The 15,034-nt window shown below is 55.0% G+C and carries 14 protein-coding genes; 9 read left to right on the top strand and 5 right to left on the bottom strand.

The genetic code is table 11. The features are described 5' to 3' along the window. Window positions 1-182 precede the first annotated feature (182 nt). The 3 genes from AXF13_RS03660 to AXF13_RS03650 all read left to right on the top strand — a co-directional run bounded on the left by AXF13_RS03660 (window position 183) and on the right by AXF13_RS03650 (window position 2,251). Complete coding sequence (locus AXF13_RS03660; RefSeq protein ID WP_062251695.1) at window positions 183-1,625, top strand: putative sulfate exporter family transporter; 1,443 nt, start codon at window positions 183-185, stop codon at window positions 1,623-1,625. A 42-nt stretch (window positions 1,626-1,667) separates the two neighbouring features. Beyond that, complete coding sequence (locus AXF13_RS03655; RefSeq protein ID WP_008684781.1) at window positions 1,668-1,838, top strand: hypothetical protein; 171 nt, start codon at window positions 1,668-1,670, stop codon at window positions 1,836-1,838. Between the two features lie 185 nt (window positions 1,839-2,023). Next, a complete protein-coding gene (locus AXF13_RS03650) occupies window positions 2,024-2,251 on the top strand; it encodes a hypothetical protein (protein ID WP_008684783.1) in 228 nt (75 codons plus the stop codon). 31 nt (window positions 2,252-2,282) lie between these two features. Here AXF13_RS03650 and AXF13_RS03645 read toward each other — a convergent pair whose 3' ends face one another. The 4 genes from AXF13_RS03645 to dsrO all read right to left on the bottom strand — a co-directional run bounded on the left by AXF13_RS03645 (window position 2,283) and on the right by dsrO (window position 7,798). Continuing rightward, window positions 2,283-2,810, bottom strand: coding sequence for a P-loop nucleotide/nucleoside kinase family protein (locus tag AXF13_RS03645; RefSeq protein WP_062251694.1), 528 nt, complete (start codon window positions 2,808-2,810; stop codon window positions 2,283-2,285). A gap of 5 nt (window positions 2,811-2,815) precedes the next feature. After that, window positions 2,816-5,917, bottom strand: a complete 3,102-nt coding sequence (locus AXF13_RS03640; protein WP_062251693.1) for a molybdopterin dinucleotide binding domain-containing protein — start codon at window positions 5,915-5,917, stop codon at window positions 2,816-2,818. A 203-nt stretch (window positions 5,918-6,120) separates the two neighbouring features. Then, the gene (locus tag AXF13_RS03635; RefSeq protein WP_062251692.1) at window positions 6,121-7,068 is read right to left on the bottom strand and encodes a hypothetical protein; all 948 of its coding nucleotides are present in this window, start codon (window positions 7,066-7,068) and stop codon (window positions 6,121-6,123) included. Continuing rightward, window positions 7,061-7,798, bottom strand: a complete 738-nt coding sequence (gene dsrO / locus AXF13_RS03630) for a sulfate reduction electron transfer complex DsrMKJOP subunit DsrO (RefSeq protein WP_062251691.1) — start codon at window positions 7,796-7,798, stop codon at window positions 7,061-7,063. The genes AXF13_RS03635 and dsrO overlap by 8 nt, the downstream gene beginning before the upstream one ends. Before the next feature lie 834 nt (window positions 7,799-8,632). Here dsrO and AXF13_RS17425 point away from each other — a divergent pair. Further along, a complete protein-coding gene (locus AXF13_RS17425) occupies window positions 8,633-8,875 on the top strand; it encodes a DUF2726 domain-containing protein (RefSeq protein WP_083521940.1) in 243 nt (80 codons plus the stop codon). 408 nt (window positions 8,876-9,283) lie between these two features. On the opposite strand, the gene AXF13_RS03620 is transcribed toward AXF13_RS17425, so the two are convergent. Next, the gene (locus AXF13_RS03620) at window positions 9,284-10,954 is read right to left on the bottom strand and encodes a DUF3987 domain-containing protein (RefSeq protein ID WP_062251689.1); all 1,671 of its coding nucleotides are present in this window, start codon (window positions 10,952-10,954) and stop codon (window positions 9,284-9,286) included. A 265-nt stretch (window positions 10,955-11,219) separates the two neighbouring features. On the opposite strand from AXF13_RS03620, the gene AXF13_RS03615 reads away from it, so the two are divergent. From AXF13_RS03615 to AXF13_RS03600, 5 genes are all read left to right on the top strand, one after another. Then, window positions 11,220-11,450, top strand: coding sequence for a hypothetical protein (locus AXF13_RS03615; protein ID WP_062251688.1), 231 nt, complete (start codon window positions 11,220-11,222; stop codon window positions 11,448-11,450). Between the two features lie 200 nt (window positions 11,451-11,650). Further along, window positions 11,651-12,070: a hypothetical protein gene (locus AXF13_RS16440; protein WP_150116063.1), complete on the top strand. Its 420-nt coding sequence runs from the start codon at window positions 11,651-11,653 to the stop codon at window positions 12,068-12,070. A 368-nt stretch (window positions 12,071-12,438) separates the two neighbouring features. Continuing rightward, complete coding sequence (locus AXF13_RS03605; protein ID WP_062251686.1) at window positions 12,439-12,690, top strand: hypothetical protein; 252 nt, start codon at window positions 12,439-12,441, stop codon at window positions 12,688-12,690. Then, window positions 12,683-12,943 carry a hypothetical protein gene (locus AXF13_RS16435; RefSeq protein WP_150116062.1) on the top strand — a complete coding sequence of 87 codons (261 nt, stop codon included), beginning with the start codon at window positions 12,683-12,685 and terminating at the stop codon, window positions 12,941-12,943. Before AXF13_RS03605 ends, AXF13_RS16435 begins: the two co-directional genes overlap by 8 nt. Further along, window positions 12,906-14,849: a hypothetical protein gene (locus tag AXF13_RS03600; protein WP_150116061.1), complete on the top strand. Its 1,944-nt coding sequence runs from the start codon at window positions 12,906-12,908 to the stop codon at window positions 14,847-14,849. The genes AXF13_RS16435 and AXF13_RS03600 overlap by 38 nt, the downstream gene beginning before the upstream one ends. Window positions 14,850-15,034: the final 185 nt, after the last annotated feature.

Below are 15,034 nucleotides of genomic sequence, written 5' to 3'. Positions count from 1 at the left end.
AGGCGTCTGCCTGCGGCAACGGAAAATTCACTGCCTCAGACCGCATATGGGGGCACAGCCAGATAACGGCTTTTCTGCCCGACGCGCGCCGAGTTGTCGACGTCCCGCCGGACATCAGCATAAGGGACTTCCGCCTATGGTGGAGGCAAATCCCGTATCTGCACTTCTAGGAGGGATGGTTTATGGCAAACAACAACAAATTAACCGAAGACAGCGTAGCCCTCTTTATCGGCTGCTTCGTCTTCATCCTGGCCGCCCTGAACCTGTGGGGCGTCGACGTGTTGGGCTGGGTGCTCAAGACCAACATGTGGACGAGCATGAGCGATGCCTTCTCGGTGACCAACAAGGGCTATGCCGGCATCTCCGGCATCGGCTCGCTGTTGCTGACCTGGGCGGCCATGACCGCTGTGCTCGCCGTGGGCATCAAAAGCCTGGGCGGCAATGTGGGCCGCTTTGTGGTGGCCTTTACCATCGTCTTTTTTATCGCTGAATTTTTCTTCATGCTGGGCGCCAACGCCCACATCGCGGCCACGCCCAACCAGCAGGCCAAATTCGGCATTTCCTGGTCCATCGGCCTGACCACGGAAGCGGGCTTCATCGTTGCCCTGATCGCGGGCATCCTGATCAGCAACGTCGCCCCCGCTCTGGCCGACATGCTGCGTGACGCCTGCCGTCCCGAACTGTTCGTCAAAATCGCCATCGTGGTGCTCGGCGCTGAACTGGGCGTGAAGGCCGCCGGCGCTTCCGGTTATGCCGGCCACATCATCTTCCGCGGTCTCTGCGCCATTGTGGAAGCCTATCTGATCTACTGGGCCACTGTGTACTACATCGCCCGCAAATACTTCAAATTCAGCCGTGAATGGGCCGTGCCCATGGCTTCCGGCATCTCCATCTGCGGCGTGTCCGCCGCCATCGCCACGGGCAGCGCCATCCGCGCCCGGCCCGTGGTGCCGATCATGGTTTCCTCGCTGATCGTGGTCTTCACCTGCATTGAAATGCTGGTGCTGCCCTTCGTGGCCGCCTTCTTCCTGCACAACGAGCCCATGGTGGCCGGCGGCTGGATGGGCCTGGCGGTCAAGTCCGACGGCGGCGCCATCGCCAGCGGCGCCATCACCGACGCCCTGATCCGCGCCAAGGCCATGGAAGCCGGCATCATCTGGGAATCCGGCTGGATCACCATGGTCACGACCACAGTTAAAATCTTCATCGACATCTTCATCGGCGTGTGGGCCTTTGTGCTGGCCTGGGTCTGGGCAGCCAAGTTCGACAAGACCAGAGGCGAACGCACCATGACCTTCGGCGACGTGTGGGCCCGCTTCCCGCGCTTCGTGCTGGGCTATGTGGGCACCTTCGTGATTATGCTGCTGATCTGCCTGCAGTCCAAGGAGCTGGCCGACATGGGCAAGAGCGTCATCAGCACGCTCGGACCTCTGCGCACCATCTTCTTCACTCTGACCTTCTTCACCATCGGCATGGTTTCCAACTTCCGCAAGCTGATGGAGGAAGGCATCGGCAAACTGGCCGTCGTGTACATCATCTGCCTGTTCGGCTTTATTATCTGGATCGGTCTGTTCATCTCGTGGGCGTTCTTCCACGGCATGACGCCGCCTGTGATGGCCGGTTAACGCGTTTCACCCAAGAGGTTTCATCCTCACAAGGAGTCGGATATGTCTGAAGACAAGAAGGACGTGAAGTTCCACGAAGAAGTCCAGAAAATGGAATATGAACCCCTGGATGAGACGGAACTGAAGCTCATCCACTGGAGCTGGGGGCTGGGCGTCACCCTGCTCGTGGTGCTCTGGTTCGTGAGCTATCTCTTCCCGAGCGCTCACAGCTAGACCAGGCCTTGCATCAGAACTGACAAAAGAGCGGGAGCGCGCCCACAGCGCGCTCCCGCTCTTCACCTTCTCTCTCAAAGGCCGATGCGGCTTGCCGCCCGGCGCAACCAGAGCATGTCACACTTGAAATGCTCGTTCAACCACCCGGCGTCCGGGCACGTCCCGCCGCCGTAAAGGAAGCAGTCATGCCGCAGTACCGTGTGCATTATATCGCGGGGCCCAACGAAAACCTTACGATCAGCCGCCATCAGATCATTGAGGCCGCTTCCTTTCAGGAAGCCCTGGGCCGGGTTACCCAATGGCCGGTGGTGGAAACCTACGATCACACTTCGGCCTGCGCCAAAAATCCCGGCACAAGCCTCTATGACTTCGAAGCCTGGGAAGCCATGCCGCTGGAAGAAAACAAAGCCTGAAAGAACTCCGGGAGGGGCGCGCGTCTCCGTCTCAACGCGCCCGCGAAGACGCCGCTACAGCCCGCACGGCGCGGCAAACGGCCTCCACAGCCTCGCACGGCGACAGTACGGCGGTATCCAACACCAGGGGCGCGCGCTCCCAGACCTCATATTCCCGTTCCCGTACCGCCCGCCAGTCGGGGAGAAGCAGACCGGGAACTTCGCACAACCGCGCTTCCACCCGTGCCTGATGCGCCCGCGCATCAGAGCAGACAAATTCCACTTCCAGCAGCTCCGCGCCCGCTTCAAACGCTACGTCCCGCCAAGCATTGCGAGTCAGGGCAAGCGGGTTGACGCAATCCGCCAGTACGGTAAGGCCCAGCCGCAGATTATCCAACGCCAGGGCATAGCCCACATAATAGCCCGCTGGCCCCAGGCCATCCCGGTCAACAACGCCGGAGCGGACCAAAGCCTGCTCCAGTGAATCAATGCGCAGCCAGACGGCTTTGATCCGCTGGGCAAGAAGTCGCGCCACGCTGCTTTTACCCACGCCGGGCAAGCCGCTGAAGCTGATCAGCACCCCCCTCAAACCTTCTCGATACGCACCGGTATGCCCTGTCGGGCCGCCGGGCCGCCCATATGTTCCGCCAGAGCGGACAGGCCCTTGCGGGTGGGATCGGGGGGCACCAGGTCATTGAGGTTGATGCCCGCCGCCACGCTTTTCCGGGCCGGGGTGCACACGCCGTCGATCTCCACATCAGAGGCGCCCAAGCCCGTATGCCCGAAACCGTGCTCCACCGCCACCACGCCGGGCATGACCATTTCCCCCACACTGGCATAGGCCGCCGCGCTGCCGCCCGGCGTGACCAAGCGCACCCTGTCGCCGTGCCGGACGCCCGCCTTTTGCGCATCGGCAGGATGCAAAACCACCAGGTTGACGCCCTTGATGCTCATAAGCCGGGGCGACACAACGCCGTAGGAATTGATCAGGCTGGATTTAAAGGAAATCAGTTCCAGAGGATATTCCGCCGAGGTCCAGACCTCGCGCAGCTTCCGGCCGTCATACAGCAGAGGCGGCAGGCAGCAGGGCGTGCCCCGATACGGCCTGCCTGTCCGGGAATTGACGGCCGTACCCGCGTCCTCGTTGTAGACGGCCAGGGCCTTTTCCCATTTGACGCCCAGTTCCTCGCCCCGATAGGCCGCGTCATAGGGCGCGAACCTGCCGCCGCGGGTGTAGAGAAAGGTGACGGGCCCCTGCTCTTCGGGCGGCAGAATGCGCCGGATGTCGCCCAGGATGGGCCGCACCCCGGAAAGCGCGATATCCTCCGCCCCAGGGGACGGCAGCACGTCGTTTTTGAACCAGGCGATATTCGCCGCATGCCGCAGATAAAAATCCTGCGGCGTGTGCAACGGATGCAGCGTGCCGTCCGCGCCCCGGATGGCCTTGTCCCCGAAACCGGGCAGGCCCATGCGCTTGGCCGCCTCAATGATGAACAGCTCCATACAGACCGGCTCGCCGGAGGCGCTCCGGGCCTGGCGTGGCGTCACGGCGGGCCAGCGGGCCGTGGAGACCGGGGTCAGCGTACCGGCCCAGGCTCCGGAAAAACCGCCCCAGAGCTCGTACATGCAGGGATCGGGCACCAGATAATCCGCATAGGCGTTGGTTTCATTATGAAAGGTATCGATGCCGATAATCAGCGGCAGATCGCGGGAGTCTTCCAGACATTTGCCCATCGCCTGTTTGAGCCCGCCGTGGCCGTAGAGCGCATTGCCCTTCCAGTTGATCCAGCATTTGTATTTGAAGGGATTGCCGTTGGCATGCGCCAGCAGATGTTCGGCGGGCATGTTGGGCGGCGTGAGGGGGAACCAGGGATATTCCGAAGGATACGGATTTTCACCGGCCGCGACCTTCTTTTTGAACTCCGTGGACTTCTGGTACGGTGCCCGGCAACGGATAGCCGGAAAGCCCTTGGGCGCGCTCTGCCCTTCAAAGGCCAGCAAATCATAGCGCGGCCCTTTGAGGGCTGCCTTGTGGTAGCCCCCGCCGCCCACGGAAAGGCCGCCTTTGACGTTGATATTGCCGATCAGGGTATTCAGCGTCAGCACGGCAAAGGCGGCGTTGACGCCGGAAGTGCTCATCATGCCGCCGTGCACATCCACGGCCGCGCGTTTGCCGTGAGCTGTCAGCCGTGTCGCCAGATCGGTGATGGTCTGCACCGGCACGCCGCACAGGCGGGAATATTCTTCCAGGCTGCGGCTGTCCGCCTCTTCCTTGAGCAGTTGCAACGCGCTGGCCACTTCCACCTGTTCACCGTCCAGAGGCAGCGAACCCCGGTAAAACAAGGCCGCCTGCTCACAGGCCCCGGCGGGCAGCATGCGGCCGTCCGGGCTCATGACCACGGCGTCGTTCTTGTCGGCCCCGGCAAAGACTCCCACCGCGCCCAGATCGGCCGCCCGCAGCAGCGCCCCGGCCTGCTTGCCGGAAAGCCGCACCAGATGCGTGGCATTGGAAAATCCGGCCTCTCCGGCTTTGCGCGCGGCCGCCAGTGTGGGGTGGCACAAAAAGGCCGCGTCATGGCGGTTGTTGTCGAGGATATAACGGATCATGCCCAGGGCCAGGGCTGAATCCATGCCCGGCCGGATCGGAACCCATTGCGCCCGGTCCCGCGCGGCGCTGGTCACGGGCAGGCGTAGGACGGGGTCAATGACCGCATAGCGCATTTTTCCCCCGGAGCGGGCGTCCGCCAGCATCCGCGCCGAGCGGTTGAAAGGATTGCCCGCCTGGGAAGGTGCCGTGCCCCAGAACAGCACGAATTCACAGTGCTCGAAATCGGGTTTGGTGTGGGGCATGGCCTGAAGGTCATTCAGAAAAAGTCCCGCGCCCAGCCGGAAGGACAGGCCGCAATACGCGCCGTGCTTGCCGAAATTCTTGGTGCCGTAGGAGGCCTGGCCGAAGCGGCGCAGAAAAATCTGCTCCCGGCCGTCCTCCGTGGTGTAGGTCAGCAAAAGGCGGTTGGACTGCGGGCCGAATTCGGGCATTTCCGGATTGGCCGGTCCCTTGGCTTCGCGGATGGCCCGCAGGCCGTCCACATGCCCTTCGTCGAAGAGGTCGCCGCCGTCCACCACTTCCGCCACCAGCTGCTCAAAGGAAATGCTCTTCCACTTGCCCTCGCCGCGTTTGCCCGCGCGCTTCAGGCAGCGGGTGATCCGGAAAGGGTTGCTGTTGGCCTCCAGCATGGCCGCCCCGCGCCCGCAGACCGTGGCCCGCTGCGCGTAGCCGCTGTCGCCGCGCGCGGAGAGCGCGGCCAGAGCCTCGCTCACGGGCGTGCTCATGGGCAGCTGATGACTGGTGGACAAGGGGTTGTAAGGATTGCCCGCAGCCCGCACCACACGGTCCGTGGCCTCGTCGATATGCAGGCGCACGCCGCAGAAGGTGGTGCAGCCCCAGCACTGGTTGAAAGCCACGCGCTGCCCCTTGACCGGCACGGCATGGCCTTCCGGATTCATCCAATATTCGGGAACCAGGGAATTCTTGTTTTCCGCGTCGGCAACAGGCACGCCTGCTGTGCCCTCGCGCAGGCCCCGCACCATGCGCCGCGCCGTATCCAGCGAGGCGGCGGCGAAAACTCCCAGCCCCACGGCGGCAAGCGCGCCTTTTTTCAAAAAATTCCGTTTCTTGTCATCCATATTTCTACAACCTTGTTGCGCCGAAGATGCGTTTGGCGCGTTGGCGATTCAGCCCTCAGGACAGATTACCTTTGAAAGGCTGCGCAGTTTCAAAGTTTCATCCCGCCGAAAACAATGTTTTTCGGCTGAATCCTCGCCGCGTTGTGGCGCGCCGCACCATGTGCGGCGTTAGAGCATTTCAAAGTTAAAATGCCCAAGTCGGCTCAAGCGGGTTCTTTCGCCGCATTCCAGGGAAAAAGCATGGAAAGCAGCAAGGCCAGCGCCAGCCAGAGACCGGCGCCGCCTGCCAGAATCAGCAGGGAACCGGGAGAAACAATATCCAGAAAAGCCGCCGCATCGGAAAACGTGGACGCATTTCTGCCGAAGGCTTGTCCCATATGGATGATTTTCCAGAAGACCATGAAGGCGCTCACACAGGTCATGGCTCCGGTCAGACGGAACCAGCGGCGGGGGCGGATTGCGGCGATGACGGCGGCGATCAGGCAGATGGTTTCAGGCGCGTGCCACCAGTATGTGGCGAATTGGGCAAAACCCTCGGGCGCGCGAAAGGCCAGAGCCGCCAGTGCGCAGACAAAGGCGGCCGCCGCGCTGGCCCACGGCAGTAGGGAAAAGGCGCCATCCGTGCGCGGCGCCATAAGACAGGTGAAACCAAAGGCCGCGCTCAAGCCCGCGAGAATGAAACCCATGGGCAGCAGAGGCCGCGCCCAGAGCACACGGCCCACGCAATCCATGATCTCGCTGTCCGCATAGATGAAAACGGCGCAGGCCGCCCCGATGGCGGGCAGAAACCAGAGAGGATGCACGCGTCCTTTCCGTCGCGGCCAGACCAGGGGCACGGTGCACAGCAGGCACAGCGGAATCAGAAAGCCGCCCCAGGCCGTCCAGGAAATGAAATGCGGACGGAGATACAGCTCATAGGTGCGCAAGGGTTGTTCCAGGCCCATCAGCAGGCAGGCTTGGCCGGCAAGGCCCGAGGCCAGCGCAACCACGCCGAACAAGCGCCCCGCTCCGGCGGATGCGCGCCGCCAGAGGACCGCACAGGCCAGGATGGCAGCCGCCGCCCCGGCAGTCAGAAAGAAAAATGCCAGCGGCTCCCAGACGCCCCAGACTTCCGGCGGCGCGATATTGGAAAGCTCCATGAAACTAGGCATGGCTTTCCTCCTGCTGCGGCAAGCGCGGCGACATGGGGGTCGCCACGCTGTCCGCGGCAACAAAAACGTCGTCAAGATGCAGATAAAACACGAAGGGCTCCGTGCCCTTTTCCGGATAGAGCACCTTCAGCGCATCCTTATGGGCGTCCAGCGTGCGCCGGATCAGACTGTCGGGCGCGTTGAGATCTCCGAACAGGCGCGCGCCGCCCACGCAGCTTTCCACACAGACAGGCAGCAGCCCGGCTTCCAGGCGATGGGCGCAGAACGTGCATTTGTCAGCCGTGCGGGTCTGGCGGTTCAGAAAACGCGCGTCATAGGGGCAAGCCTGCACGCAGAAACCGCAGCCGATACAGGCGGAAGCGTCAATGACCACAATGCCGTTGTTGTGTTGGTACGTGGCTTTGACCGGACACACCGGCAGACAGGCCGGTTCTTTGCAGTGATTGCATAGGCGCGGCAAGGGCGCGATATACATGCGCTCTTCCCCTTGCGGCTTGAGCGCATACTCTCCCACGCTGGTCCGGAACGCACCCGGCGGCACGGCATTCTCCATGCAACAGGATACGGTGCAGGCCTGGCAGCCCACACATTTTTTCAGGTCAATAAGCATGCCGTAACGGGGGCGGCGCCCCTGCTCCAGGGCAGGCACGCCGCCATGGACCGGCGCGGCAAGCCCCAGACCGGCCATACCGGCCAGTCCGGCAAGCTGTAAAAATTTTCTTCGCTGCATATGAAAACCACTGTGATTTCGGGTTAGTTGCACTTTTACGACGGATTACGATACCCGCCCAAGGATAATGGTTACAAACATACCCGATATGCCCCCACTGTCAAGAATGGGCGAGAAAGACAGCGACAACTCAACACGAAATGCGGAAACAGAGAAGAGAGAAAGGAGGCGGCGAGAAAAATGCCCGAAACGCTGCGGACCTAAAACTGCGGTGAAGCGAGGGCCAGGACTACTGCCCTCCGCACACGGCGCGACACGGTGTCCGCAAGGCCAGACTGCCCTTGATCAGGGAGAAGTGCTGGTTGAAATATATTTGGGGGTCAGCAACCGCTCATAAATTTCAAGGTCGTGAGCATGATGTAATAATCATGAGTACTGTTTTGGATAGTCGTGGAGCGCGGAAAAAGGGGGCGGCTTTGTAGATGAAGCGTGCCTGGTCAACGTGGCCATTTCACGGGCACGGGAGCAATTCGTATTGGAACTGACAATAAATTATTCCAGAAAAATGGACATCATGTACATGATCTGTTGATATCTATTTAATATAATACATTATATAAACATATAGTCAATAGACAGATTGTTTCTGATTTTGACTTGCTGTATAAAAATTACTCAGACAAACTTGATACGTTGAATTTAAAACTACTGCATCGCTCTAGATTTATGTCAGAAAATATCATCGCTACGGCCCTGAAATGTATTTTTCAAGAGTCAAAGTCTTCTCACTACGATATAGCTGAGCAAGCCATGTTGTGCAATATAATCAGGGAAACAAGCATGCTTGATACTCGTGAGGCCGACTTTGTCAACAGCTGAGCTTCTGTTGATTTTATTATATATAATAATCAGGACAAGAAATGCGCTCTTATTATAGAAGTTGATGATTTTGAGTACCATGAAAATAATCCAGAACAGCTAAAGAGAGACGCGATTAAAAATTCAATTCCGGATAAATATGATATACCTCTTTTGCGATTAGCTACAAGCGGCAGCGGAGAAAGAGAAAAGGTAAAAATCAAATTTGATGGAATGGAACGATCTCAAGCTCAAGGTCCGCTGAGCTTGAGTAGGTAATCACGTCTGAACTGGACAAATTTTTCTGCACCAAGTGCATAAAAGTTGCCGCCGTTATCTCACGAATCCTGCCGAGACCTGTCGGTAAATTTTCAAATCGAGGCAATTCTCGGAAAAAACAAACAAAAAGACCGGAATTCTGATTTTTCAGAAATTTCGGCGTGAAGGGACTCGTATAATAATGATAAGTACAAATAAATATTGAACAAAATATTTTTAAAAATTATTTCTACCAATAAAAATACCAACAGGTGCGTTTGGGGGCAGGAGTTTGAGTCTTGGGAAGGCCAGGGACGACGCGGGATTATGGCGTTTCTCCCGTATCACAGTCCCGCTCCGGCGTGTGAGTTCGAGTGTAGCGAATGCCTCCACCAAATGCAAGAAAATGCCGGAATCGCGCCCGCTACGCTATCTCAGCTTGTTGACATACGGCAGATTATTCTGTGGCGACGGCATATATTTGTCCTGATTGAAAATGTATAGTTGGCTGGCCCTTTCTCTATTCGATATGTCGAACTGAGGATGCACCTCAGCTATGTCGCCCTCGTCAATCATCCAGTCAATCGCCTTCTGAATATCAGTTCTTTTCAGGTTGCTCAGAACATCATGTTGTAAGAGGCGTAAACGAAAGTAGCGAAGTTTTCTGCGGAGCAGGAACTTTTTGATCCTGGTCGCCACGCTGAAGGCAGCACTTACTGGCGGAGCATTCTGGAAATGGTTTCGGCTATAAAACAACGCCTCCGCAAAACAAGCTCCGGCCAGTTCATTATTGACAAGAGAATGTGGTCCTTTCTCATATAGTGTAATGTAAACATTCAGCATATTGCATAGGAGCCGAAATTCCGGAGGGCAGCCATCTTGCCCAAAAACCGGGCAAGAGGTGTGGCTGGTCACTGAGTGGGTGATTGGCTCCATAAGTTGTATTGTGCGGATGATGGCTGCCATTCGATCACTATACCGTTCCGCACTTTTCGCTGCTACCGGAGGAGGAGAAAGACCATCTGTTATTGGAAAGAGCGAATTGAACAAATTACGGAAAGATGTTCTCCGAAGAGCGTGCAACGAGTAAAATTCCTTATAGGTAACGACACCTGCGTAAAAAAAGTCGCGCTGCGGGGCTCTATAGCGTTGGCCGTATTGATCTTCAAACTGAATGCTGGCTGCAGTTTTTACCGGCGCCATGAACCGGGCGACATCGTTGGTGCCGCGAGTATTCTTTTGCAATTCCTGAAAGAAATTGCCATCTGGATCAACGATGCCGCAACTTTCCGGATGTTCCATGATCTGCTTGAAAAATTTCATTGGAGTGTATTTTTCAATCAGCAGTCTCTTTTCCTTCGGCATTGTTAAAAGTCGTTTGAGCTTTGCGCCCAACTCTTTATAGTCTTTTGAGCCTGTCACTTCCTTTTTTAATTGACGCCGAAGACGGGCTATTTCTTTTTTCCTTGCTATATCAGTTCCAGATATGCCTTCTGCCAGACCTCTTTGATATTCAAGCAAAGGCTGGAATGCTTTATCCAATATTTCTTGCATCTCTCCCTTATACTGGGGTTCTGTAATGGCTAGAGGGAAAAACCTGGTCAGTTTCTTTTGCTGATGCTCGGTAAATAATACTTTTCCCTGGCTCGCCGTGGCCAAAGCGGAAATTATGAAAGCAGCGGCTATGCCGATTCTATCCACATTACCACTGGCTATTTCAAGGCAAGCAGAATGAAATGATTCAGGGAAAATACGCTGCGGAGCTAGCTCCGCAGCCACAGCCAAATTGAATGCATATTTCCTATCGGCATCTCTGCGTTCTCGCATATTAACAAAACGTATCTCCTCATGCGCGAATTCCAACGGGCTGAGAACTCCGCAAGTCTTTTTACATCCGTCAAGAACTGATAGTTTTTTACACTGTAGCAAACCAGGGTTGATGTCGGTTTTGTATGGCATGATGAAGCCAAGAGCCCAGGTGTAGGTCCGAATAATCTGCTTGACCCATGCGTGAGGCTGAGCGGAATGCTTTTCATCGGAAAAAGCGCCGTTCACGATGGGACACAGACGCCGGATTTTGACGAGATTTTCCTTCCTCATGGCGTCATTTCGTTCTGCTTCAGACAAACGTGTAGAGAGGGCGGAATTTGGGGAGTCAGAATTTCCATTCATAGCTATCAGTTCTCATTTTTAGAACGCAAAAAAAGTTACGACACTTCGACAGTAATTCATAACTCCATAATTACCAAGAGAAAATTTGTGCAGTGTTTATGCTGAGCTAGATCAAAGTTTATAAAAAAATATTTGCCCACATCATCCTGTGCCGTCACTGGCGGCTGGAGAATTTCAACCTCAGGAGGATGTCATGAACACCACGACACAGGATTTTTTTGATCGCCTGGAAAGGGAGCTTCCACCCCTTGTGCCCAGAACGCATATCCATTCCATTACCGGCGGGCTGGTCGCCAACAAGACGGCCGCCAACGAAGACAATCTGGGTACCGGCCCCGCAGAACGGGTTCGTTTCGGGCTCAGGGTGGCTTATCCCAAGCAGGCACTGATCGATTGGCTCAAGAAAAAGGTCAAAGACGTGTGAGCCGACCTGATTGACGCACCCCTCCCATATTTTGGAAGGGGTGCTTTTTTCATGGTTGGAAATTTATTCCCCTAACATTGCATGCGAAGGAAAGGGGTAAAGAGCATGGCTGTATGATACCGCTTGCCGGAATAAGCTCATCGCTCTGCTCGGATTAGGGTAATTGCTTTATAAGTAATTGTAACAAAAAGGTACGTGTTATGGACATAACGTATGAACCGACATTCAACGGATTCCCTGTCAACTCAGACAAAGAAAGAGGATTAGGCTGCTATAGCAAAGGGCTCGGAATACTTCAAAGCAAGCTGGAGTCGATGACAGAAAACCACAGCAAGGTACTCATCACCGGCGTTGTTATTCGTTATCCTCAAGACGGTTCGGTAGAACCGTCATCCAATGCCATCACCGTTTTCAACAAAAATCTCGTCAGGGATCTTGAAAGGAACAACATCCTGCCGGAGCACGGTAGACTCCGGGGAAAACGAAGGAACGAACCAAACAGAGTCCCCAAGCACCAGGTGGATCCGTCCGTCACCATCGTCTGTGAGCAGCACGGCGCGGATAAGAATCCGCACGCGCATGTTATTGGTCAACGGGAACGCCAAGAGGGATCCTCGTGATGTTCAGAAAAGGGCTTCCAGGGCTTGGGAAGCAGCTCTCGGTGTGGAGAACGGCTCGGGCCTGGTCCACTACTGCGAAAAGTTCCATCTTCTGGATCGGGCCTCTCCTGATTTTCAGCAGATAAAGCAGGACTCGTTTCACTACAATAGCTACCCCTTCAAAGTGAGAGGCAAGGAATACCGCCCAAAAGGGGTATGGATGGTTCGTGGAACACGGGTTTCCAGAGCAAACTCAGAGTAAATGCGGAAAATAAAGTCGGCTGCATCCATTGGAGTATTCCAACGGCGCAGCCTTTCTTTTTGGAGAAGTAGTGCTGTTGGGTGTTGGCTGACTTGGCCGCCCGGACGGCAACAAAATGGAGATGACAATGAAAAAACTTTCGGATTCGTTGCAGGATTCTTACGCGGGGCTGGAGGGCTCAACGTCTTCCTGCTTGTTCACTTCTTTTGATGTGCCACGTGGTTCCGCCTCTGACAGGCAACTGGGCCTGATAGAAAAACTCAGCCACGGATCGGGCGACAATCTGGTGGAAATACGTTTTGGAAAAAGTCTCATGGAGCTGAGTTCGGCGGAGGCATCGCTAATAATAGGCACTCTATCAAGATACGAGAATGAATAACCGGGCAGCCAGCAAGTCTTTTGTTGCTGCTTCATCCGCCGGGGTGCCGTACCTGATTTATAGGCACCCCGGTTTTTCTGACTCAAGCCTGTCAAAATATATAAAAAACACCGCAGCCATACTTTGTGAGCCAGAGGCAAAGGATGTGTTTTTTGGAGTGGATTTGAAAAAATTCAATGAAGGGAAATGTAATGACTCAAATAGAATTGAACAACATGAAACTTATTGCGGCGATATTGGAACGAATGCATGAACACGAGGATGACATTTTTAACCTTCCGGAACTCGGCGGCTATTACTTTTCCCGAGTTCAACCCGGTATTTGGCAACATCGTGAAACAGGAAAGATTTGTACTTCTCTGGTTGAAGCATACGCCCTTGAGGTCGGAACCAACGTCCATGCGGCCACCATGGAGTTGGCTGCTAACTTCGGCCATTTCGCTGAATCATGCTTCACCGAGACTATACGGGAGGTTATTGATCTGGCCGATTCCATTCCGGAACATTTCGGCGATTTTGCGCTTCACCGGCAAATACCCGAGACCTGTCACTATGAACAGTTGACTTTTGTCCGCAAGCATATTCATACCTTGGCCGCGCCTGACGGCCGTGTCAGTGGCTTTATCGCTTTCTACGCCTTGGGAGACACGTATTTTTCCATTCCTTTCTTTGTAAGGGAAGTAGATGATTTTCATGGTAAAAAACTTGCTTTGAGGATGGGGATGAGCCAGGGGCATAAACGGCCAATCAATCAAAAAAAGATGCGGGACCTCCCCCATGCAGCGCTCATTTATTGTTCTGACCCAATCGTTGCGGCAGCGTTGGAAGATTATCAAAACAATTTGGCTGCCAGCGAAATGAAAGATCAGGCAATAGTCGTTGGTGCGAGTGGCTCTGGTAGTATTGATTTAAGATACTTTGCGGGACGATTGGTGTATTTCATTCCGGCAGCATACGAAAAAGGATTCGTTGAGGCGGGTCAAGTCGGTCTTTTGTTTGAGAAAAATGAAGCGCTAGTGAAAATATGCACGGTACCAGTCGTTGCCTGCGATCAAGGCAATCCGAAACTGCACTCCATCTGGGACAGAGAAAATACATACTGCCGAACCCAGGCGGCATTCACCGAAGAAAAAACCATATTCAAAACCATTTTTGAAAACTCCATTCCACTCCAAGAGTATGCTGAATGGCTTGAATATTCGGGCATCAAAAAGAATTGCACACCTGTAATACTATCTCTCGTGCCCGGCAAACCTATTCCCGCACGTGTTGTGTCCATGCCGGCTCTTGATGCCGAAAGCTTGTCCGCAATGGTTATAGATAGAGCGATTACACTTATTCAGGGGAAGGACAATCAGGCCCGCAGCATATTCGCCCTAAATTTGGCGTTTGGGCTGGATTTGGGAGTGGATACATTCTGGCGATTTGTCAGGCGTCCCACGCGCAGAGAGCTTTACATCGATACGGCAAGCCATGGGGAGAGTGATGTCTGGTACGAGCGGGTGGAGGCAGATTTTCCGAAACACGGCATAGTCAGGGTCAAACTTTGCGAGATACTTTCTGCCAGTAACAATTCAGGATTGCCCGTGGAGCCTTCTGAACTCGCTCAGATTCTCGTTGCCAGATATAGAACAGCACGGGCTGAGGTTCTTTGCCTCGACTCGTTGGAGAGCTTGTTTCCGACTTGCACGCCACAGGAGCATCTCGAAAAGTTCTTGGCATTGGTGGAAAGCTGGCAAAATACAATGAGCGACCCGATAGTCTGTTGCTGTGCGGAGGGATTTTTCAGCAATGAAGCTGTCGATGCGTTTGTGGATAACAGAATCCTTGTTGAAGATCCTCGTATGCCTGGCGGCACGTTTACTGAGGATAACCGCAGGCAGTTTGACACCTTTATATCACTTCCACGCGTTTGCCTTAAGGTGACCGTTCAAAAAATGGTTGAGGCCCAATATCTCGAAGGGAAATACTTCTGCTATTTTCTGCCGGATAGCAGCGACATGGACCCGCCTGGATGGCGATATTTCGTTTTAACGGAAAGAGTACAGGAAAATGGCGAACATGTTTTCATAGAGGGGAATTGGAGTGAAGTGGAGACAACTCCAGAAAAGGCTCATGACTTCCTTTTCCGGGGGATTTCACGGGCAGATGACGAGTAGTTTTCTTACCAGAGGGAGAAGGTGCCTATCAACCTCTCCCTCTAATTATTTGCACATGTCCCCAAGAAACATTCACACGAACAGTTCCCGGCCGTCACGGTTTTGGTTTGACTCCGATAAATACCTCTGCTGATACTGAGCCTTTCCACTTCCAGCGTGTTCACTTCGGTTGCCGTAGTAGTGCG

Source organism: Desulfovibrio fairfieldensis (assembly GCF_001553605.1).
In the GTDB taxonomy this organism is placed as follows: domain Bacteria; phylum Desulfobacterota; class Desulfovibrionia; order Desulfovibrionales; family Desulfovibrionaceae; genus Desulfovibrio; species Desulfovibrio fairfieldensis.
This window is presented reverse-complemented; position numbering and strand designations above follow the sequence as displayed.